Source organism: Flavobacterium sp. GT3P67 (assembly GCF_004349155.1).
Classification (GTDB): Bacteria; Bacteroidota; Bacteroidia; order Flavobacteriales; family Flavobacteriaceae; genus Flavobacterium; species Flavobacterium ranwuense.
The window spans coordinates 261,759-284,914 of the sequence record NZ_SMLF01000004.1; the positions used below are offsets into that span (position 1 = coordinate 261,759).

18 protein-coding genes are annotated in these 23,156 nt (G+C 33.1%); 13 read left to right on the forward strand and 5 right to left on the reverse strand.

Annotation, left to right across the window (positions count from 1 at the left end):
• Positions 1-133 precede the first annotated feature (133 nt).
• From E0H99_RS09255 to E0H99_RS09270, 4 genes are all read right to left on the reverse strand, one after another.
• Positions 134-2,347, reverse strand: a complete 2,214-nt coding sequence (locus tag E0H99_RS09255; RefSeq protein WP_131994207.1) for a TonB-dependent receptor — start codon at positions 2,345-2,347, stop codon at positions 134-136.
• A 3-nt stretch (positions 2,348-2,350) separates the two neighbouring features.
• Positions 2,351-3,646, reverse strand: coding sequence for a tetratricopeptide repeat protein (locus E0H99_RS09260; protein WP_131994210.1), 1,296 nt, complete (start codon positions 3,644-3,646; stop codon positions 2,351-2,353).
• Positions 3,647-3,755: 109 nt separating this feature from the next.
• Entirely contained in the window at positions 3,756-4,310 is a 555-nt protein-coding gene (locus tag E0H99_RS09265; protein WP_131994213.1) for a DUF4331 family protein, read from the reverse strand.
• Positions 4,311-4,383: 73 nt separating this feature from the next.
• On the reverse strand, positions 4,384-5,037 hold the full coding sequence (locus tag E0H99_RS09270; RefSeq protein WP_131994216.1) for a DUF4331 family protein: 654 nt from the start codon (positions 5,035-5,037) through the stop codon (positions 4,384-4,386).
• Positions 5,038-5,266: 229 nt separating this feature from the next.
• On the opposite strand from E0H99_RS09270, the gene E0H99_RS09275 reads away from it, so the two are divergent.
• The gene (locus E0H99_RS09275; protein WP_131994219.1) at positions 5,267-5,797 is read left to right on the forward strand and encodes an RNA polymerase sigma factor; all 531 of its coding nucleotides are present in this window, start codon (positions 5,267-5,269) and stop codon (positions 5,795-5,797) included.
• Complete coding sequence (locus E0H99_RS09280; protein ID WP_131994222.1) at positions 5,797-6,582, forward strand: anti-sigma factor domain-containing protein; 786 nt, start codon at positions 5,797-5,799, stop codon at positions 6,580-6,582. Before E0H99_RS09275 ends, E0H99_RS09280 begins: the two co-directional genes overlap by 1 nt.
• Positions 6,583-6,658: 76 nt before the next feature.
• On the opposite strand, the gene ccsA is transcribed toward E0H99_RS09280, so the two are convergent.
• Entirely contained in the window at positions 6,659-9,865 is a 3,207-nt protein-coding gene (gene ccsA, locus E0H99_RS09285; RefSeq protein WP_131994225.1) for a cytochrome c biogenesis protein CcsA, read from the reverse strand.
• Positions 9,866-10,064: 199 nt separating this feature from the next.
• Between ccsA and E0H99_RS09290 the strand changes: the two genes are divergently transcribed.
• The 11 genes from E0H99_RS09290 (at position 10,065) to E0H99_RS09340 (ending at position 23,004) form a co-directional block, all read left to right on the forward strand.
• On the forward strand, positions 10,065-10,838 hold the full coding sequence (locus E0H99_RS09290) for a Rossmann-like and DUF2520 domain-containing protein (RefSeq protein ID WP_131994228.1): 774 nt from the start codon (positions 10,065-10,067) through the stop codon (positions 10,836-10,838).
• Positions 10,822-11,349 (forward strand): KdsC family phosphatase, encoded by a 528-nt coding sequence (locus E0H99_RS09295; protein ID WP_131994231.1) that lies wholly within the window; start codon positions 10,822-10,824, stop codon positions 11,347-11,349. Before E0H99_RS09290 ends, E0H99_RS09295 begins: the two co-directional genes overlap by 17 nt.
• Positions 11,350-11,378: 29 nt before the next feature.
• Positions 11,379-12,302 carry a geranylgeranylglycerol-phosphate geranylgeranyltransferase gene (locus E0H99_RS09300; RefSeq protein ID WP_131994234.1) on the forward strand — a complete coding sequence of 308 codons (924 nt, stop codon included), beginning with the start codon at positions 11,379-11,381 and terminating at the stop codon, positions 12,300-12,302.
• Complete coding sequence (locus E0H99_RS09305; protein ID WP_131994237.1) at positions 12,295-12,879, forward strand: Maf-like protein; 585 nt, start codon at positions 12,295-12,297, stop codon at positions 12,877-12,879. Before E0H99_RS09300 ends, E0H99_RS09305 begins: the two co-directional genes overlap by 8 nt.
• A 13-nt stretch (positions 12,880-12,892) precedes the next feature.
• Positions 12,893-13,423, forward strand: coding sequence for a mechanosensitive ion channel domain-containing protein (locus E0H99_RS09310; RefSeq protein WP_131994338.1), 531 nt, complete (start codon positions 12,893-12,895; stop codon positions 13,421-13,423).
• Between the two features lie 190 nt (positions 13,424-13,613).
• Positions 13,614-14,813, forward strand: coding sequence for an AI-2E family transporter (locus E0H99_RS09315; protein ID WP_131994240.1), 1,200 nt, complete (start codon positions 13,614-13,616; stop codon positions 14,811-14,813).
• Positions 14,814-14,927: 114 nt separating this feature from the next.
• Positions 14,928-16,748, forward strand: coding sequence for a hypothetical protein (locus E0H99_RS09320; RefSeq protein WP_131994243.1), 1,821 nt, complete (start codon positions 14,928-14,930; stop codon positions 16,746-16,748).
• A gap of 535 nt (positions 16,749-17,283) precedes the next feature.
• Positions 17,284-17,766 carry a hypothetical protein gene (locus E0H99_RS09325; RefSeq protein WP_131994246.1) on the forward strand — a complete coding sequence of 161 codons (483 nt, stop codon included), beginning with the start codon at positions 17,284-17,286 and terminating at the stop codon, positions 17,764-17,766.
• Between the two features lie 180 nt (positions 17,767-17,946).
• Positions 17,947-18,486: a hypothetical protein gene (locus E0H99_RS09330; RefSeq protein WP_131994249.1), complete on the forward strand. Its 540-nt coding sequence runs from the start codon at positions 17,947-17,949 to the stop codon at positions 18,484-18,486.
• Between the two features lie 139 nt (positions 18,487-18,625).
• Positions 18,626-21,157, forward strand: a complete 2,532-nt coding sequence (locus E0H99_RS09335; protein WP_131994252.1) for a PIG-L family deacetylase — start codon at positions 18,626-18,628, stop codon at positions 21,155-21,157.
• 122 nt (positions 21,158-21,279) lie between these two features.
• Positions 21,280-23,004, forward strand: coding sequence for a sodium:solute symporter (locus tag E0H99_RS09340; protein WP_131994255.1), 1,725 nt, complete (start codon positions 21,280-21,282; stop codon positions 23,002-23,004).
• The last annotated feature ends 152 nt before the right edge of the window (positions 23,005-23,156 follow it).

The window sequence follows — 23,156 nt, forward strand, 5'->3', positions numbered from 1 at the left end:
TTTTTTTATAAAATTAAGTAATAAATTGTCTTCTGAAAATTTATTTTGGTTAAACACACGTTAAAAAAAAGAAGTCTAACATTATGAAAATGTCAGACTTCCAAACAAATAAACAACAAATCTTCAATGTGTATTAAAAGGTATAGATAATTTTGCCTTTCATAAAAAAAGGTGTTCCGGGAGTAAAATGAATCTCTTCTACACTCTCTGGTTCATTTTGCAACCTTGATTCTGTTGCAAATTGTGTTTCATTCCATGCTGTATCAAAAATATTCTCTACTGAAATTCCAAAATTCACATTCTTATATTGATAATTAATATTCAAATCCGAAATAAAATAGCCTTTGGCAACAATAGAATTATCTTCATTTGCCGGACGATTTTTTAAATAACGATACCGGATTCCTCCTGAAAAACCATTCACTTTTTGAAAACTTAAACCTCCAGTAGTGGTGAAGTCCGGTGCTAGCGGAATGTAATCCTGACCTTTTGGTTCATCTATACTTCTCGCGTATGTATAATTGGCATCAGCATCAAAATACAACCAATCGTTCAACTGATAACGCAAACCGAACTCAGCTCCCATACGTTTTGATTTTCCGCTTGGCTCAATAATTCCGGCATCTCCCACATAAACAAACTCCTGTTCCAAAAATAAATACCATAAAGCTGAATTAACGATCAACTTTGGAAATGGTTTCCAAATGGTACCAATATCGGTTCCGATAGCGGTTGGTAAGATTTGTTTTCCACTGTTTTGAACCACCACTCGGGCATCATTTGAATGGAAACCCACTCCTGATTTTATAAAAAACTGCAAATTGTTATTTTGCGAATAAATGAAATTCAGCTTTGGAGAAAATTTGACTTTGGATTCCGATTGTGTTTTGTAATCCGTAGTCAACTTATCTTGATAATTGAATTTGAAATAATCCAATCGAATGGCTGGATTAATCATTAGTTTTCCAAAAGTAAATTCAGAATTCAAATACGAAAACAAATTTGACTCATCAATATCTCCTAATTTTATATTTTCTAAAACCGTTCTTCTGTTCAAAGTGTGTGAAAGCTCCGTGTCTTTTGTAGCATCCGCACGAAAACCTCCTCCAAATTGTAACAAAACATCTACATCATTTAATTTCGTTTTCTTGTTCAATTCCGCATTCATTCCATAAATGTCCCTGTTTTCTTTCTGTTTAATTTGGTCTCCGTTTATTGGATCTTCCAAAAAGAAAGTAAAATTAGAATACAATTCAAATTGATATTTCGAATAAAAAGCATTGGCCTTCAAGAATGTATTTTCATCAATTGGCTTGCTCAAACTCGCATTGAAGTTCGTTCGGGACGTATTTCCGCCTTCAGTATCATCAACAGAACCAAATCTTGAAATCGTTCCATTGTCAATCAAACGTTGCGGAATTTGTCCAGAAGCATCCCATTTGCTGGAAAAGCGAGAAGCCAAGATTGAAAACTTACTGTTATCATTCAAAATAGCTGAATATTTACCTAACAGATTGATTCGATTAAAATTTTGGGGAGAATCAAATGGACCATCCGTTAGAATATATTCTGTTGCAATATAGGCGCTTTGTGTTTTTTGGTTGCCCAAAAGATTAAACAATCCTACTGTTCTCATCGTGTTGAATTGTCCTATTTCGAGACCGATACTACTTTTTTCGATTTTATCTTTAGTTTGAAAAGCAACGTATCCTGCCGTTGCAAAATCCCCTTTGTTGGCATAATACGTTCCTTTTCCAAAATCTATTTTTTCTACTATTTCCGGAATTACAAAATGCAAATCGGCGTACCCCTGACCATGTGCATGAGAAACCATATTTACTGGCATTCCATCTACTGAAATAGCAATGTCTGTTCCGTGGTCAATATCAAAACCTCTCAAAAATATTTGCTCCGCTTTTCCCCCACCGGCATGTTGACCGATGAATAATCCGGGTACTTTTCGCAGAATTTCCTGCGAAGAATTTACCGGAGTCGTTTGCAAATCTATCTTCGAAATTATATTCATAGCCGAAAGTTTCGGTTGGATTACGATCTCATTTAATCTAAAAATATCATCTTCTAAAATAATTGTATCATCTGAAGAAACAATGGTGAAATTTGATTTTTTATATCCTAAAGCAGTTATCTTGATCACATCTCCCAAAACTGTTTTATCCAAGCTAAACAATCCGAATTCATTCGTATGGGCATGACTTTCAGAATTTATATTCACTAAATAAGCGTTTTCAACAGGATTTCCATCACTATCCAACACTTTTCCCTTTTGAATTTGGCCATAGGAAGACAACCCAAAAAGGGTAATCATCACTAAAATAATATTTTTCATACGCTACAATTGGTTTACCTTTTTGTCAAAATTGGGTCCTAATTCATACAAACTGGATAGTAATTCTTCCTTAATAGGTTTCGCTTTAAGCGCTAAATTATTCGATTTGTAAATCATTGCCAAGTGGTATTGCACCTTTGGTTCAAAGGATTTTCCAACCACATGGTTCTGAGCAACTTCCAATGCTTTTTTATTTTCGCCTACATTTAAGTATGCCCAAGCCAATAAATCATAGGAATCAGCTGTAGGTCTGTGCTCCACTTCAATTTTGGCAATTTCTAATGCTTTTGAAGCTGTTTTTTTGTCATCGGCATAAATCAAAGCATTGTATTTGTTGTACATCGCGCCATAATTATTATTTTTCATCATAGAAAAATAAGCGTTTCTGTTTTTTATCTCCTTGTTTTTATTTCCTTCAAATTGAGCAATTTGAGATTTCAATAAATAAAAATCAGGCGTATTATGGGTTACAGCTATAGCATCAATAATTCTATTTGCCTCCTTTGTATTTCTTTCTTTGGAGAAAACTATCCAAGCAATTCCTTTTAAAGCATAGGAATAATTAGGGTCTAATGCTAATGTTTTAAGAAAACTGTCATACGATTCCTGAATTCTTCCGGCATGACCATAAAAATCTCCAAGGTTAGAATAGGACCAAATTTTAAGTCCTTTATTGTCGTCTTTTTCAGCAATATCTCTTGCTCTTTCCATTAAAGTTATTGCAGTATTCAAGTCACCTTTGTGATCGTTCCATTTTGCCAAGCGAATCAAATAATCAAAACTATTCATGTCTCTAATAGCATTCAGATTTTTAACTGCTTCGGGATAATTTCCCAACTCCATTTGAACGTCGAAAAGTAATTTTTGAGTTTCTTTTTTTCCTTCGCCTATTGCTAATGCTTTATTAGCTAACACCAATGCTTCTTTAAAACGGTGTTGTGAAATATAATTTCTTGCCAAAGATCGAACAGTAGAAACTCTGGAGTAATCATACGCTTCGTTTGATTTTGCCAATAATTCTTCTGTTTTATATAGGTTTTTAATATCGCCTGTATATTCGAAAAGCATGTTGTAATTTGATGCTAATTGACTTAAATAACTGATTTGATTTGGAGCTGCATCAAATTTTTTCTGCCAAAAGTCAATTTCTTTATGTGCAAAAGTCACTGATTTATTGTCTTTTAAAGTCAAATATTTATTGTAGTCTTCCGTATTTGTAATTTGTTCTGATTTAGTCTCGCAACCGAAAATGAATAGGATTGTGAAAACTAAAAATGATATTGTTTTTAAAGCTTTCATCTCTAATTGTTTTGTTTGTTTGTTTGTTTGTTTGTTTGTTTGTTTGTTTGTTTTGTAAAAAAACAGAGCGAAGATTATTACATACACTCTGTCTTTTTTTATAGAAATACTACCAAGCTGAAGCTAAGTAAGGGAAAGTTGTTCCAAATGCTTTATCATTTGCATTTACATTATCTTTAGTAAGAGTAGGATTTGAAGTACCTGCTGATCCTCCAAAAATCAATAATAATTCCACATCAATTACATCATCGGCCAAAGCTCTTCCTGTCAAGACATTAGTTCCATCAAAGAAAGTCGTTTTTGCTGTTTTAGAAACTCCTAATACATCTGTAGCCAAAAGACCTGTAAACTGAGCAGCTGTTTGCCCTAAAGCATTTGTAGAATACGCTGGGTTTAGAGCCAATAATCTAGATTGAAAAATAGATTGGTATTTAGCTCCCATTGCTGAAGGAATTGCAGCATTAAAATCATCTTTAGGTTGCCCTGCAGCGATGAATACAGTGTTGATTGCCGGTCTTGCCATTTGATCTTGCTGAACATAAGTTCCTGTAAAATCAAGGCTTACAGTAGAATCACCGTTAGAATCGTCATTATCACAATTTACTGAAACAACTGCAGCTACTAGTGCGATTGTTATAATTTTGAATTTATTTGTTTTACTCATGATCTTTATATTTAAGTTTTTTTGGAAATCGTGAATCTCGATTTCATGTTTTTACTTTTTTAAATAAAATTAATTATTGCTTTTTCTTAGTTTCAGCCCAAACATTAACTGTACTTGAAGAGCCTAACATTGCTTTTGGAACTTCTACTACTATTGACATTACATTAGTTCCTGCAAATGTATCTGTTCCCGGATTTTTAAATCCAGTTGCTGTTCCTCCAAGTATCGCTTTAAATTGACCTAAATCAAAAAAGAATGGATCGTCTCTTGGTCCTGCAAAAAATTTCATTCCGTTTTGTTCAGCAGTTAAAGCAGCAGCACCATAAGAAGATATTGTAACACTGCCTGAAGCAGCTGCCGTTTTAACCGTACTCGATGTTCCTGTAGTTTCTGGAGCAACCGGTCCAAAGAAATACATCTTGTCACCTCTCTTGATTGCTTGAATCACTAAGTCTTCAACATTGTCACCTGTGTTATCAATGTTGATTTCGACCATTACATTTTCTTTAAATGTAGCAGCACCTGTAGCATTAGGACTTAACAATCCTTGTGTGTTCACTGTAAATACTAAATTACTTGTGTTTTGCCCTTGAAAAGCATACACATCAGTAATGTCGCCTGCGTCACCAGACATTGTTGCCGGAGCATCGATGTGATCCGCAGCTACTAATATTAAGCCCGAAATCGCCACTAGCGATAGACCTAAAATCATTTTTGTTTTTTTCATTTTGTTATAAGTTAAAAGTTTATAAAAGCATTTACGGGATTGTATTTATTTTGGTTTTAAAAATCTTAATAAAAAATTAATTTATTTTTCAAATAATTGATAATCAGCGCTTTAAATACTTAAAAAAATCACAACTATTTTACTTTTAATTATTTTTTTATGTAGTCAATCACAAAATCAGTCATTTGTGAATAAGAATGTATAAGTTTGTAATAGTAAAATATAAGATATGAGTCAAGAAGAGTTATTAGTATTAATTTATAAGAAAGACGAAAGGGCATTTACACATCTTTACGATATGTATTCCAAAAGTTTATTTTCGGTTATTAATGTTCTTGTAAAAAATAGAGAAGAAGCAGAAGATGTCCTTCAGGATGTATTTGTAAAAATTTGGAAAAACATAGATTCCTATCATGAAAGTAAAGGAAGATTCTATACTTGGATTCTGAACATTGCCAGAAATACTTCTATTGATAAGCTGCGTTCTAAAAACTTTAATAACAGTCAAAAAAACCTTTCCACTGATAATTTCGTAAATCATTTTGAAGACAGTTCTAAACTTGCCGACAAAATGGATGCTATAGGTATGCAGGAATTTGTAAAAAGACTAAAACCGAAATGTATTCAAATAATCGATTTACTGTTTTTTAAAGGTTACACCCAACAGGAAGCTTCGGACGAATTGGTAATTCCTTTAGGAACGGTAAAAACACAAAATAGAAATTGTATTAATGACTTAAGAAATTATTTGAAAGTATAATGGAAACAAAAGAATATATAGGATCAGGCATACTAGAACTCTATGTTTATGGTTTACTCAGTGAGCCTGAAAACGAAGAGGTAAACATCATGGCAAAAAATAATCCGGAAATTAACGACGAAATTATAGCGATTGAAAAAGCCATTATTGCTTTGTCTTCCAGCTTTTCGCCGTTCCATTCTGTGGCTAATTTTGAAAAAATAAAAGAAAAATTAGAGCTTAAACATGCAGCGGTAATTCAATTAGAGCCATCCAAAAATTGGTCTCAATACATTGGTTGGGCAGCGGCAATACTATTATTAGTGGGAATTGGTTACCAATATAATCAATTGGATCAAACCAATACACAAGTAGTCAATACTGAAATTGAGAAAGCCAAATTAGAAAAAGAATTTAACGTCTTAAAATTAAAAAATACAACAAACGAAACCAGTTTAGCGATTGTAAGAGACACAAAAAATACTGTTGTTGCTCTTGGAGGACAAGCAGTTGCTCCAGAATCTTTTGCAAAAGTGTACTGGAATCAAGAAACTAAAGTAGTTTATATTGATGCTGCCGGTTTGCCGGAACCACCTAAAGGAATGGTATATCAGGTTTGGGCATTGAAATTAAGCCCGTTGACTCCAACAAGCATTGGATTATTGGAAAACTTTGATGTAAATGAACAAAAATTATTTGCGGTCAATAATGCTAATGAAGCAGAAGCTTTTGGAATTACACTTGAGCCTGCCGGTGGAAGTTTGACTCCTACAATGCAACAATTATATACGTTAGGAAAAGTGTAAAAAACATCATTTTCAGATAAAACTAAAAAAGGTTCAACTATAAAGTTGAACCTTTTTTTATGAGAATTATCAAATTTTATTTCTTGTAATACTTCTTATATTTTGGATACGAAACAGCACCAAATAAAGCTATTCCTCCTAATGAATACCATATCCAATTTAAGGAATGGGCTTCTCCGCTCGCATAGGAATGCAATCCTACCAAGTGAAAATTCACACCATAATACGTAAACAAAATAGATATAAAGGCAAACATGCTCATCAAATTAAAAATCCATTTTCCACGTAAAGAAGGTACAAATCGAGCATGAATTACAAAAGCATATACCATAATACTAATTAAAGCCCAAGTCTCTTTTGGATCCCAACCCCAATAACGTCCCCAACTTTCATTAGCCCATTGTCCACCAAGAAAGTTTCCAATAGAAAGCATAATCAAACCTATTGTCAATGCCATTTCATTGATATACGTGATTTCCTTAATATTCAAATCCATTTTGGCTTTGTTTTTTTCATTGGTAAACAAAATCAGTAACAGTGAAACAGCTCCTAAAATCATTCCTAGCGCAAAAGGTCCATAACTCGCCACAATTACTGCAACGTGAATCATCAACCAATAGGAGTTCAGAACGGGTTGTAAATTTGCAATTTCCGGATCAATCCAGTTTTGATAAGCAGCCCAAAGAATCATTGCGGTTACAAAGGCTGATGAAGCAACAGTCAATTTTGATTTTATATCAAATGCTAAACCAAAAAACATGGTTGCCCAAGCTATATATATGATCGATTCATATGCATTACTCCAAGGTGCGTGACCGGAAATATACCAACGGGCAATTAAGCCTGCAGTATGCAATACAAATAATAATCCTATAATAATATGCATTGTATTTACTGCTATAGCTAATACTTTGCGCTCTTTGAAGATTTGCAAAATCGTAAAAAACAACATCAAAATCGCCGCTAAAATATACCAATAAGGAAGTTTCTTGAAAACATCATATGTATTATACAATATTTCGGTCGTGATTTTTTCTTCACTTGGTCTCACTTTGCTGCCAAATCTTTTTTGGAAACCGTTCATGCTTTCCAGTAATTCATCGGCTGTTTTATAATCATTGGAAACGGAAGCATTAGCCAACGAACCAAAATACAATGGCAATACACTCTTAGTATAGGTAGCTTCCATTCCTTTCAGACCGGATTCATTCAATTCTAAATAAGAAATCCATTTGTTGTTTTTATCCTCTGGAATGGGGAAAATTTTCAATATTCGTCCGCTTAGCGCAGATTCCATCAAGTTTACTTTTTTATCAGTTTCGATAAAACCTTTCTCGAACTGGTTTGGATTCGCTGATTTGAATGACTCTTCAAGATATTTAGAAAGTTTGTAATTCCCTTTTTCATCAAAAAAAGCGACAAAAGGAGCGTATTTTGCTTTTTTATCGATACCAATAATTTTTCGGATACTATCGTTTTCCGGTTTGATGTAGATAATTGGAATTTCAATCCAATAACTCGCATATTGTGTCATGGACAAAAATACTTGATCAGAATTCATTCCTTTATAAGAATCATCATGACTTACTTTTCGCAACAATTCAGAAGAAAACGTATTGATAGGTTTCATCCTTCCACCAGCATCCTGAATAACTAATCTTCCGAATTTTGCAGCATGCACTTCTGGAACTTTATATTTAGTAATCAAAGCATTTAGTTCGTCTTGACTCAATACTTTTTTAGTATGATTTGCATGTGCTGCCGGCGTTGCTTCGGCTTCAGTATGAGCTTGCCCTTCATGATCCGCGTGATTGTGTTCTTGCTCCTGTGCGAAACTATTGAAACTGAACAACAAAAGCAAAATTGTCAAGAGCTTCGCTTTCTTCATTTTTACAACTTCCAATTTTCTTTTTACATCTGCAAAACGGGAATATTTAGTAAACATAATCGCCATCATCGCAAAATACAGCATAAAATAACCAATATAGGTAATTGTAGTTCCCCAGAAATCGTGGTTTACGGATAATATTGTTCCCTTTTCATCAGGATCAAACCCCGATTGAAAAAAGCGATATCCATCATGATCCAACACATTATTCATATATATTCTGGCATCAAAAGGTTCTTTGTCCTCAACGGTAACTTTACTCTCAAATGAGGAATAACTTTTCTCTGTTCCCGGATATTTCTGTGCAATGAAATCATTCAATTTTATCTTGAAAGGCAATACATACGCTTTACTTCCGTAAAAAAAAGTATAATCGATTTTACCTATTTTCACTGTTTTAGAATCTCCTAATTTACCTTTGGAACCTAGAACAGTAACCGTTTTTTCTTGGCCATCGGCAGTAATTTTTATGGATAATGCATCTTCATGGTTCTTTGCTTTAAAATCATTCTCAGATTCATAATCAACAACACCTTTTACTGCAGGATCTGGAAATACAAATCGCATTTCGCCAATACTGTATAACGAACGCATCATCAATGGCTGTGCAGTATCCTTAGTCACTTTGCCTTGTAGTTTATCAGCCATTCTCATGAAGTTTCCTTCAAAAGGCGTTAGAATCGTATAAGCACTTCCTGTCGTATTAATGTTTATGGCTCCGTCAGTATGTTTATTTAAAGCAAATAATACATTATGAATATTTTGAACTTCACCGTCTTTCAAAAAATGCTCGTGACGACCGCCGTCTCCGGCTTCTACAATTTTCAAAAACACAGTTCCTTTAGGATCGGGTTTGATGTATTCTTTGGCTCCCATGATGAAATTTTCATATTCTACTTCAAATGGTGTATCCGCAAACTTACCTGAAATACTGAAATCATTGTTGGTAGCAGGAGAAAGCAGTACTTGTTCTTCAAAAACCCTGCGTTTCATTTCCCCATTATATTCCCCGTCTGCAAAAACAGTCAGGAACGTTTTATCTGAAAAAATTTGATTTTCAGTTGCGCCTTCGCGAATAGGCATCATCCCTTCATAACTGATGTAACGTGTTACAAAAGCACCAGCAATAATGAAGATAAAAGACAAATGGAGTAATAAAGTGGCCCATTTTTCTTTTTTTAATAACTGATAACGCTTGATATTTCCAATGAAATTAATCATGAAAAATACATGTATGGCCTCAAACCACCAGGCGTTATAAATTAAAATTTTTGCTGTGTCGGTATTGTACTTGCTTTCGATAAAAGTTCCGGTAGCCATTGCAACGGCATAAGAAATAAATAAAAGGGCCATTAATCGAGTAGAAAACAAAAAAGAAAATATTTTTTTATCCATTTTTATGGGATTATGTTTTGTAAAAGTGCCACAAAAGTACTTAAAAATGTTGACTTCTATATTCGCGCATTTGTTAATTTAATCCAAAATTAAGTTGCTCTGTTTTCTGGGATAAAAGTATATTTTAATTGATGTTACAGTTTGTTACCCAATCGAAAATTGAATAAAACTCTTAATATTTTTTTGCTAATTTTGTCATATGACTAAAGTTATAATTATTGGTTCAGGAAATGTAGCGCAACATCTGATTGCGGCATTTCAAAATTCTCAAAATCTGGGAGCTGAAATCGAATTGGTTCAAGTTTTTTCAAGACAAACAGGAAGCGTCTCTCACCTACTCGATTTAAGTCAGATTACAAATGATTTGGATACTTTAGCTGAAGCCGACTTGTATATTATTGCCGTTTCTGATGATGCCATTGAGGTCATTTCTTCGCAACTTCCTTTCAAAAATCGTTTGGTGGTTCATACCTCCGGAAGCGTTCCTTTGAAAGCTTTGGATGACAATAATCGAAAAGGAGTTTTCTATCCTTTGCAGACTTTTACTAAGAACAAGGCGGTTGATTTCAGAACAATTCCAATATGTTTAGAAAGCGAAAATGCAACAGATTATCAATTATTGGATAAAGTGGCCAAATCAATTTCTGATAAAATCTTCGCTATCAACTCCGAACAGAGAAAAGCATTGCATGTTGCAGCGGTTTTTGTCAATAATTTCACCAATCATTTGTACCAAATAGGCCAGGAAATTTGTCAGGAACATCAGGTTCCTTTTGAAATTTTAAACCCTTTAATTACAGAAACAGCTCAAAAAATAATGTTACTTTCGCCGTCAGAAGCTCAAACTGGACCGGCAAAACGCAATGACAATGCAACTATCGAAGCACATGAAGCTTTTTTATCCAATGAAAATCACCTTAAAATTTATAAAACACTAACACAATCAATACAAGAGAATGGCAAAAAGTTATAAAGAAATAATGAATGATATTACTACGTTTATATTTGACGTAGACGGCGTACTTACTGACAGTTCTGTTTTTGTAACCAATGAAGGAGAAATTCTTCGCACCATGAATATTCGTGATGGTTACGCCATGAAAGCTGCGGTAGAAAGCGGTTATAATGTTTGTATTATTTCGGGAGGAAGCAACGAAGGTGTTCGCGTTAGATTACGAAATCTGGGAATTACTGATATTCATTTGGGTACACCAAATAAAGTAGAAACATTTGATGAATATACTGATGTATACCAAATAAATCCAGAACACGTTTTGTACATGGGCGATGATATTCCAGATTATCACGTTATGAAATTAGTGGGATTACCAGCTTGTCCGCAGGATGCAAGTCCTGAAATCAAAGCTATTTCCAGATATATTTCACATAAAAACGGAGGAAGAGGAGCTGTACGAGATGTTATTGAACAAGTTATGAAAGCACAAGGGAAATGGATGACATATTTTGATGGGAAACACGATTAGTTATTATTTATAAATTTTAAATGAAATAAATGCTGCCATTTCTAAAACTAATCCGTTATCAAAACCTACTGATGCTTGCTTTTATGCAGCTTATTTTCAGGTTTGTTTTTTTTAAATTTCAGGATATTCATTTGGCATTAGCCGATTGGCAATATGGATTATTGGTTTTATCAACCATTTTAATCGCTGCGGGAGGGTATGTTATCAATAATATTTTTGATCAAAATACGGATACTATCAATAAACCGAACAACGTAATAGTAGGTAAAACCATCTCTGAAACCAATGCGTATAATTTATACATTGGACTTACTGTTGCCGGTGTCGCTATTGGCTTTTATCTGTCAAATGTTATAGTAAAACCTGGTTTTGCGTCTATTTTTATTCTGATTGCAGCCACGCTTTATTTGTATGCAACAAGCCTGAAACAAATGGTGGTTATTGGTAATATTATTGTGGCATTGTTGCTTTCTTTTAGTGTGATTATCATTGGGATTTTTGATTTATTCCCGACGATTCATGAAGGAAATCAACAACAAATGGGCGTTCTTTTTTCAATTCTTTTAGATTACGCGTTATTTACTTTCTTTCTTAATTTCATGAGGGAAATAATTAAAGATATAGAAGATGTTGATGGTGATTATAACCAAGGAATGAATACTTTACCAATTGCAATAGGCAAATCGAGAGCCGCAAAAATAGTTTTTGGATTGAGCTTTATCCCTATTCTTTTTATGCTTTATTACATCAATAAATACCTCCTTGAGTTAATATTTACAACTGTATATCTATTGCTTTTTGTTGTGGGACCATTGTTTTATTTTGCCGTAAAAATTTGGACTGCAAAATCTAAAAAAGAGTTCCATACGCTGAGTCTGCTGTTAAAATGGGTTCTGCTATTTGGAATTCTATCCGTTATTGTTATAAGTTTAAATATAAAATACAATGCTTAAAAATAAATTAAAAAAGTACACTTTAATTCTGGCTTCGGGTTCACCGAGACGCCAGCAATTCTTCAAGGATTTAGACTTGGATTTTGAAATTCGATTGAAAGAAATTGAGGAAGTTTATCCTCCGGAATTGAAAGCGGAGCAAATCACTAATTATCTGGCTGAATTGAAAGCCAGCGCTTTTGAAGGAGAGTTAAAATCGAATGAAATTCTGGTAACCAGCGACACCATCGTTTGGCATAACAATAAAGCATTGGGAAAACCAAAAGACGAACAAGATGCCTTTGAAATTTTGAAATCATTATCAAATGCGACGCATGAAGTAATAACTTCCGTTTGTTTTAAAACCAATGAAAAAGTGGATGTATTGCACGAAGTGACCAAAGTTACTTTCAACGAATTAAGCGACGAATCGATTCGCTATTATTTAGAAAACTACAAACCTTACGATAAAGCTGGTGCTTATGGTATCCAGGAATGGATTGGTTTTATAGGTGTTTCAAAAATTGAAGGTTCGTATGCGAATGTAATGGGAATGCCTACGGACAAAGTGTATGAATATTTGATTAAATTAGCGTAATTAAATTATGGATATGGCCTTTTTTCAAGAATATACAAGAGAACTAATTGCAACAGGAATTCTGGGAATTTTACTGATTTTATTCCGTATTATTTCAACAAAGCTGGTACGACGCTACGCTAAATCAAACCAAACTCTTGAGCATAGAACCAATTTAGTGATTAAATACCTTCACTTATTTATCAATATTTTGGTAATTATTGCCTTAATAATAATTTGGGGAGTTCAGACCAAAGACATTTTTATTGGACTTACCTCTGTTACAACCGTTGTGGGTGTTGCTATGTTTGCCCAATGGTCTATTTTGAGCAACATCACATCAGGTGTTATTTTGTTTTTTTCTTTTCCATTTAAAATTGGGGATGTCATAAAAATCCATGATAAAGATTTCCCCATTGAAGCAGAGATTGAGGATATTGGTGCTTTTCATGTCTACTTAAAAACCATTGATGGAGAAAAAATTATTTATCCAAATAACCTGCTTTTGCAAAAAGGGATTTCAATACTGAAAGACCATTTTGAGCATAGAGAATTCATGGATTAATTGTAATTTTACAAAAAGTTAATTACCAATTCATTCTATTTTGCAAATCAATTGATTAAAAGTGATAATTTTACAACTATTAATGAGAAATATATAATACTTTAATTTCTTTAACACTTCATATTTGTCAATTAGAAACAATGCGATTCATAATTGAATAATAAATTCGTTATTTAAAAAATAAGAGAATATGAATGAGATCTTAAAACTTCCATTTTATGCTAAATTAACCCTGATTTTATTGGGATTGATGGCTCTTCTTTTTGTTTTTTATATTGGTCAGGATATATTGGTTCCCATAATGATGTCGTTTTTATTTGCAATATTATTGTATCCTATCGTTCAATTTTTAAAATCAAAACTCCATTTCCCACATGTATTGGCAGTAATGATTTCAGTACTTCTTTTTGTATTAGTTTTTATTGCTCTTTTTGTATTCCTCTCCTTTCAGATTAGTGATATTGCCAATGATTTTGATAAAATTGAAAGAAATATAAATATTCATATTAGAAATATTCAAGGGTTTATCAAAGATAATTTTCATTTAAGTTCTAGGGAACAAAAACAATATTTGGATACTGCCACCGAAGATTCCATGGAAAAAGGAAAAGAAATGATTGGTACGACTATAATGTCATTTACGGATACCTTAGTCAATTTGACTTTAATACCCATTTATACTTTTTTAATACTACTGTACAGAACACATTTCATGCTGTTTTTATCTAAACTTTTCAAGAAAGAGAATCATGAACAGTTAAAAAATATTTTAACTAATATTAAAATAGCCATCAACAGTTATATTGTTGGATTAATTATAGAAATGATTTTAGTTTCAGTAATGACTACGCTCGGATTCATGCTTATTGGTGTTAAGTATGCTATTTTACTAGGCATAATTACAGGGATTTTAAATCTAATTCCTTACATAGGAATACTTTTTGCAGGAGTGCTGAGTATTGTGGCTTCGCTTACAGGTTCACCAGATTTATCCATAATAGTTGGGATAATTATTATTACCATAATTGTTCAGTTAATTGACAATAACATTTTGGTCCCTATGATTGTAAGTTCTAAAGTAGAGATAAATGCGTTTGTATCGATTATTGGGATTATTATAGGTGGCGCAATTGCAGGAGTTTCCGGTATGTTTTTAGCACTTCCAGTTCTGGCAGTACTTAAAGTAATTTTTGACAGGATAGAACCCTTAGAGCCCTGGGGATACCTGATGGGAGATCATTTACCAAAAACGTATACTTGGCGTAATATTAAATTACCGCTGTTTGATTCAGAATCTACACCAAAAAAAACCATCATTAAAACAGATATTATAGTTCCGGTGTTTACTGAAACTACAACAGAAAAAGACGCTAATAAAACCAATGAATAGTTTCTAAAATAGTAAATTCGAATATTCAAATTCTGAATTTTGTTAATTCGAACTAGTACTTAAAAGATTTTTTCTTTTGTTTTGTTAACAATGTTTATAATTATTTTTTTTATCATGTTTAAAAAACAAAAACTGATTCTAACTATTTTGATTTTCTGCTGCTATCAGATTTCTTTTGCTCAAGTAGACAAGAAGGAAAAAGATTCTTCAGTAGTGTATAAGCAAATTCAAACCTATTCCAAAAAAAATAAATTTACCAAACTCTTTCATAAATTAGTTTTCAGACCTGTTAATGCAAAAAACAATAAGGAAAAAATAGTGCCAAAAAAATTCAAAAACTTTGAAGGAAAAATTATCAGGAAAATCAATATTGTTACATTAGATCCATTTGGCTATTCTGAAATTGATACTACAAAACAACCTAAAAACTGGGCTGAGCGAACTGGAAACAGAATTCACATCAAAACAAACAGGCTTGCCATTAGGAACTTATTGCTTATCAAAAAAAACAAACCCTTAGATTCCTTATTAGTAAAAGAATCTGAACGTTTAATAAGAACTCAAAGATATATCAGTCGGGTTGATGTAACCCCGCAATTGATTAGCAATAATAAGGATTCAGTAGATGTTTACATTCGGGTTTTAGATACGTGGAGTATTATTCCAAAGGGTTCCATATCAAGTTCGAGAAGCAGTTTTGAACTAAATGATCGTAATATTTTGGGTTCAGGTCATGAATTTAATACTGAATTCACAAACAGATTCAGCGATGGCAAAAATGCTTATCGTATACAGTACACCATTCCCAACTTCAAGAATACATTCATTAAAACCACCGTGAATTATCATATCGATTTAGATGATTATTATAGTAAAAGTATAAACATCGAACGACCATTTTATTCTCCATTCACAAAATGGGCTGGTGGAATCTATTTTGACAAACAGTTTAGAAAAGATACAATTCCTGATACTAATGCCGTATTTGCTTTCCAAAATTTCAAATACAATTCACAAGATTTATGGTTTGGTCGTGCTTTTAGGATTTTCAAAAAAAATACGGAGAATGATAGAACTACGAATTTAGTAGTTGCTGGTCGATTTTTGAATGTAAAATATCTGGAAAGTCCAATAATTGATTATGATCCTAATGATTTTTATTCTGATGAAAAATTTTCATTTATAGGAATTGGTATCACTTCCCGTAAATTCGTTCAAGACAGTTATATTTTCAAAAATGGAATTATTGAAGATGTACCTATTGGAAAAATATTTGGAATAACTTCGGGCTATCAATATAAAAACAATCTGGGCCGTTATTATTTAGGAGCTCGGGCAGCTTTTGGGAATTTTTATAAATGGGGATTTCTAAGTGCTAATTTGGAGTTGGGTACTTTTTTTGAAAAATCAAATACTAAACAGAATGCTTTTTCTTTTCAGGCTAATTATTTTACTAATTTAATGAGTTTTGGAAAATGGAAATTGCGGCAGTTCATTAAACCTCAATTAATTATTGGTTCCAATCGCGTGGATATTATTGGCGATCAACTTAATATTAATGAAAATTACGGTATTCACGGATTTAATAGTGCTGATTACGGAACCGAAAAAGCAATACTGACTTTGCAAACTCAAGCTTATGCACCTTGGAATCTTTGGGGATTTCGATTAAACCCCTATTTTAACTATTCAATTGCGATGCTGGGAAATCCCGAAAAAGGATTATTGGAAAATAAAGCCTATTCTAAAATTGGGATTGGATTAATAATAAATAATGATTTTTTAGTATTTAGTTCTTTCCAAATTTCACTTTCGTACTATCCATCAATACCGGGAAATGGTGAAAATATTTTCAAAACCAACGCTTTTGAAACTACTGATTTTGGCTTTCAGGATTTTGAATTAGGCAAGCCACGTACCGTAATTTTTAAATAACAAAAGTTCCTTTTAGCAGTCACCATTTTGTGCAAATCAATTTAAAAATCTGATTTTAAAAACATTAAACACTCTTAATATTCCAAAAGTGAAAATTATGTAATTTAATATCATAATTATATAAGATTACATTAAGTAATATAGCTTACTTTTATAGTACAGAAATTAACAACTAAAAACCTATAAAGAAATGAAAAAGGCACCTTTTACTTAATGATGTTGGTATTGTCATTAAGTGTTGTTCCAACTCAAATGTTAGCTGCTGAAAAAAACCAACTTTGGTTTTAAACACTCCAAAAGAAGTTCCTGCAAAAGTTAAGGTTTTGCTTAATCGTCTTAAACTTTTATTGCAAATAAATTTATAGCTGTAGAAAAAGGAAATGAATCATTGTTTATTTTTTTTATGAAATCTTACCGAACCCAATTAAATGTTAATGAGTTCCTATTGGTACAATTGTTGACTTTACTATAAAATGGAATAAAAATAGTAATTGAAAAGTTACTATAAATTGATTACTAATTAAAATTTTGAAAAATGAAAACATTAAAATTAATCATCGCAGGAATGATACTTTTAGTATCCAGTAATACGATGCAAGCACAAGTTTCAGTAAATGTAAATATAGGTAGTCCTCCAGCATGGGGCCCAGTTGGTTACTCAGCTGTAGATTATTATTATTTACCGGATGTTCAAGCGTATTATGATATAAGAGCAACTCAGTTTATTTATTTTGGTGGAGGAAAATGGATTCGTTCGAGAAACTTGCCGTATCAATACCGAAACTATAATTTATATAATGGTTACAAAGTAGTACTAACCGATTATCATGGTTCAAGACCATACAGTAACTTTAATAGTCATAAAGTAAAATATTACAAAGGATACAAAGGTAAACCTCAAAAATCAATAGGTTCCAATCGTAGTAATAAAAACAAAGTATATAAAGATAATGGGAATAAAGGAAATGGGAATAAAGGAGGAAAAGGAAATAATGGCCATGGAAATGGGAAAAATTAATACTGATTTCATATAATTTAAAAAGAGAGTTCCAAAAAAATTGGGACTCTCTTTTTTTTTAAGCACAAAGATATAATTAAATGGTTTTTTTTTGTTTTGGCACAGTTGTTGGCTTAATGAAAAAAGCACCGTAATAAAGAGTTATTATAGAAAGCTATTATTAATTAAATATTTGAAAAAATGAGAACATTAAAATTACTCGCCGTAGGAATTATCCTTTTTGCATCAAGTTCAATACATGCACAAGTCTCAGTAAGTGTAAACATAGGTACGGCTCCATCTTGGGGACCTGTAGGATATGCAGAAGCTGAATATTATTATTTGCCAGATGTTGAAGCGTATTACGATGTAAGAGCCACTCAATTCATTTATTTTGGAGGCGGAAGATGGATACGTTCAAGATATCTACCAAATCAATATAGAAACTATGATCTATATGATGGATACAAAGTAGTATTAAACGATTATCATGGTTCAAGACCGTATAGCCACTTTAATAATCATAAAGTAAAATATTACAGAGGATATCATGGAAGAGAACAAAGAAATATAGGGTATAACAATAACCGTAGAGTATATGTAAGCCAAAGAGGGAATGATAATCATAGAAGATATGATAATGATAACCGCAGAGAATATAGAAAACATGATAACCGAAATAAAGGAAATAATGGACATGGAAACGGAAACGGGCGCGGAAATGGACATGATAGAGATTAATCCCAATTTTATTTAAAAGAGAGAGAGAACCTTAATGGGTTTTTCTCTCTTTTTTTTATTATTAAAGAAAACCCAAAACATTTCAGAAAAAATTATTTAATTCCTACATTTGAAGTTACTGCAAATTAAATTTAAAAAAATGCAAAAAAAATACGTACCAACTATTCTAACCTTTCTTTTATGTTGCCAAATAACAATTGCGCAACAACCCCAAAAACTAAATTCTGTTGAAATTTACAATCAAATTCAAAAGCTTAATTTTCTAGGTTCGGTACTTTATATAGCAGCACATCCTGATGATGAAAACACCCGATTAATTTCTTATTTATCCAATGAACAAAAAGCAAGAACGGGATATTTGTCTTTGACACGTGGTGATGGCGGCCAAAACTTAATAGGTACACAATTACGGGAATTACTAGGAGTGATACGAACTCAAGAACTTATCGAAGCCCGAAAAATTGATGGAGGAGAACAATTTTTTTCTCGTGCCAATGATTTTGGTTTTTCCAAAAATCCGACAGAAACTTTAGAAATTTGGGATAAAGAAAAAGTATTGGCTGACGTTATTTGGGCAATTAGAAAATTTCAACCCGATGTAATTGTCAACAGGTTTGACCATAGATCAGCCGGAACTACCCACGGTCATCACACTTCATCGGCATTGTTAAGCGTAGAAAGTTTTGAACTGGCCAATAATCCTGCTATTTTTCCCGAACAATTACAATTTGTAAAACCTTGGCAAACCAAACGCCAGTTTTTTAATACTTCTTGGTGGTTTTATGGAACTATAGAAAAATTTAATGCAGCTGATAAAAAGAATTTAATTGCTCTGCAAACTGGGGCTTATTATGCTGGATTAGGGAAATCAAATCAGGAAATAGCGGCATTAAGCCGCAGTCGCCATCAATCGCAAGGCTTTGGAAGCACAGGTACGCGTGGCGAAGAAACAGAGTATTTAGAGTTTATAAATGGAGACGCTTTAAAAGAAAAAAAATCACTTTTTGAAGGAATTGATACCTCTTGGAACCGGGTGAAAGGAGGAAAAGCCATCGGAGAGTTATTGACAACTATTACAGCTGAATTCGACCACAATAATCCTTCGGCAAGTATTCCAAATTTAGCGAAAGCCTACTCCATGATGGAAGCATTAGATGAAAATCACTGGGCACCCCTGAAATCGGCAGCCATAAAAGAAATTATAGCAGCTTGTTCAGGTTTGTATCTTGAAGCCGTAGCCCAAAATCAGGAAGCTACTCCCGGAAGCGTTATCAAATTGAAACTCGAAGCCATTAACAGAAGTTCAGCGTCAATACAATTAATGAGCGTAACCACTTTACCGGAACAAATAAATACCGCTCAAAATCGCGAATTAAAAAATAATATTTTAAATAACATAAACTTAGATTTAAAATTACCCGAATCTATTGACTACACACAACCGTATTGGTTAAGAGAAAATGGAACCGTTGGAATGTACTCCGTAAATCAACAACAAAACATAGGGATTCCAGATGTTATTCGGGAAATTAAAGTGGTTTTTAATATTCAAATTAACGGAATAGAAATCCCATTTGAGCGAACCGTTATTTATAAATACAATGATGATGTAAAAGGCGAAGTGTACAATTATCTCGACATCGTTCCTGAGGTTACCACTTCAATTTTGGACAAAGTATTACTTTTTAAAGACACAAAAATTAAATACGTAGGTGTAAAAATTAAAACGGGTAAAGATGCCGTAAAAGGAAATCTACAACTTGAACTCCCAAAAAACTGGGGTGTTTCTCCAAAATCAATTCCTTTTAACATCGAAAAAAAGGGAACTGAGCAAATTGTTTATTTTGAGGTAACTGCGCCAAATAAATCCGAAGAAGCCGTAGCCAAAAGTGTTGCAATTATTGACAATAAACGATTTGACAAAGAACAGATCATCATTAATTATGACCATATCACTAAACAGCAAGTTTTAAAATCAGCTGAAGCCAAATGTATCAAAACTGATTTAAAAACAAATGAAGAGAGAATTGCATACATCATGGGTGCCGGAGATGAAGTTCCTAGCAGCCTGACCCAATTGGGATACAATGTTACACTGCTTAAACCCGAAGAAATAACACCCGAAAAATTAGAAAATTTTGATGTAGTTATGACTGGTGTTCGTGCCTACAATACTGTTGCAGCATTAGCAAATAAACAAACGATACTTTTTGACTTTGTAAAAGGAGGAAAAACAATGCTCGTTCAGTACAATACAGCTGGTGATCTTGTAACCGAAAATATCGCGCCTTATCCATTGAAACTGTCCCGCGACCGTGTAACCGAAGAAGATGCTGAAGTTCGATTTTTAGCGCCAAACCATCCCGTTTTGAATTTCCCAAACAAAATCACTTCTAAAGATTTTCAAGGTTGGAAACAAGAGCAAGGATTGTATTACCCAAGTGAATACGACAAAGCCTTCACTCCTATTCTATCTTCAAATGATAAAGGGGAAAGCCCTAAAAATGGTGCTTTACTGATTGCTCCCTACGGAAAAGGACACTATATTTATACGGGCTTAAGCTTTTTTAGAGAATTACCCGAGGGCGTTACCGGTGCTTATAAATTAATTTCCAATATCATTTCGTTACAATCATCCGAAAAAATTCCTATTCAAAAAATCAAGCCCTAACCCAATCTAAAATGGAAACAAAAAAAGTAAAAACCTGGAAGAAGAATTATACCTGGGTACTTGTAGCCAATGCTATATATATCTTGATCTTTTGTCTCATCATGAAATTATACTCTTAAATTATGCAATTATTTGATTGGGTTATACTCATAGTTACTTTATTGTTCATTGTAATTTACGGTGCTTGGAAAACCAAAGGAAGTAAAAATGTTGAAGATTTTATTCTGGGTAGTAATGAAACGCCTTGGCATATTGTGGGACTTTCTGTTATGGCCACACAAGCCAGTGCAATTACGTTTCTCTCTACACCAGGGCAAGCCTATCATGATGGAATGGGATTTGTACAATTCTACTTTGGATTGCCTATTGCCATGGTGGTAATCTGCGTCACTTTCATTCCTTTATACCACAAATATAAAGTATATACTGCTTATGAATATCTGGAAAATAGATTTGATTTAAAGACCCGTTCACTTGCAGCAATCCTTTTCTTGTTCCAAAGAGGTTTAGGAACCGGATTGACCATTTATGCGCCGGCAATTATTTTATCGGCAATATTGGGTTGGAATCTAACGTACATGAATATTATTATTGGTGTTTTAGTCATCATTTATACCTTTTCCGGAGGTACAAAAGCAGTCAATGTAACTCAAAAACAGCAAATGTTTGTGATTATGTCCGGAATGCTAATCACCTTTTTTCTGATATTGCATTATTTACCTAATGATATGACATTTACCAGTGCATTGCATATTGCTGGTGCAAATGACAAAATGGACATTGTCAATTTTTCTTTTGATCTGGAAGAAAAATATACTTTTTGGAGCGGAATCACAGGAGGGTTTTTCCTTGCATTGGCTTATTTTGGAACCGATCAATCTCAGGTAGGACGCTATTTATCAGGGAAATCAGTTCGCGAAAGTCAAATGGGACTGATTATGAATGGTCTTTTAAAAGTACCGATGCAGTTCTTTATTTTACTGACCGGAGTTATGGTTTTTGTTTTTTTTCAATTCAATCCTGTTCCGTTAAATTTTAATCCAAACAACAAAGCCATGATTGAAAAATCGGCTTACAAAGGCGAATACAATGCTTTGGAGAAAAAATTAGATGATCTATCCGAAGATAAAAAAGTAATTAATCTGTTGTACATCGATCAGCTCAATCAAGATTATGACAATCCAATCCTTCGAAAAGAATTAGTGGCTTTGTCCAATAAAGAAAAAGATTTAAGAGATCGTGCTAAAGAAATAATCTTAAAAGCCGATAGTAACAGTGAAACCAACGATAAAGATTATGTGTTTTTTCACTTTATCCTTAATTATTTACCTAAAGGACTTATTGGTTTATTGTTAGCCGTAATCATTTCAGCAGCAATGTCATCTACCGCTTCGGGACTGAATGCACTGGCATCTACAACCGCAATTGATATTTACAAACGCAATCTAAAAGAAGAAAAATCAGATAAGCATTACCTCAATGCAACTAAATTCTTTACATTATTGTGGGGAGTTATTGCAATACTATTTGCTTGTATCGGAACGCTATTTGAAAATTTAATTCAATTGGTAAATATCATTGGATCCATCTTTTACGGTACTGTATTGGGAATTTTTCTGGTTGGGTTTTATATACACAAAGTACAATCCAAAGCTATTTTTTATAGCGCCGTAGTAAGTCAGATTACCATTTTTATCATTTACTATTACGCTATTTATATTTTTCCAAGCGGAGAAGAAAAACTGGGTTATTTATGGCTTAATTTCATTGGAGCCATGTTAACGATTGTTATTTCGTTACTGTTGCAATGGACCATTTTTAGAAAACAAAAAGCGATTACAGCCTAAAATCATTGAGAGGATTCCTTTTTCATAGGACACGAGCGACAGCGAACTTGCGAAGTAATGTCAATACTATAGGTCATTTATGTTCTACATTTAAAACCATAATTCCTTATTTTAAAAAAAAAAAACCCGTCTCGATAATCAAGACGGGATTT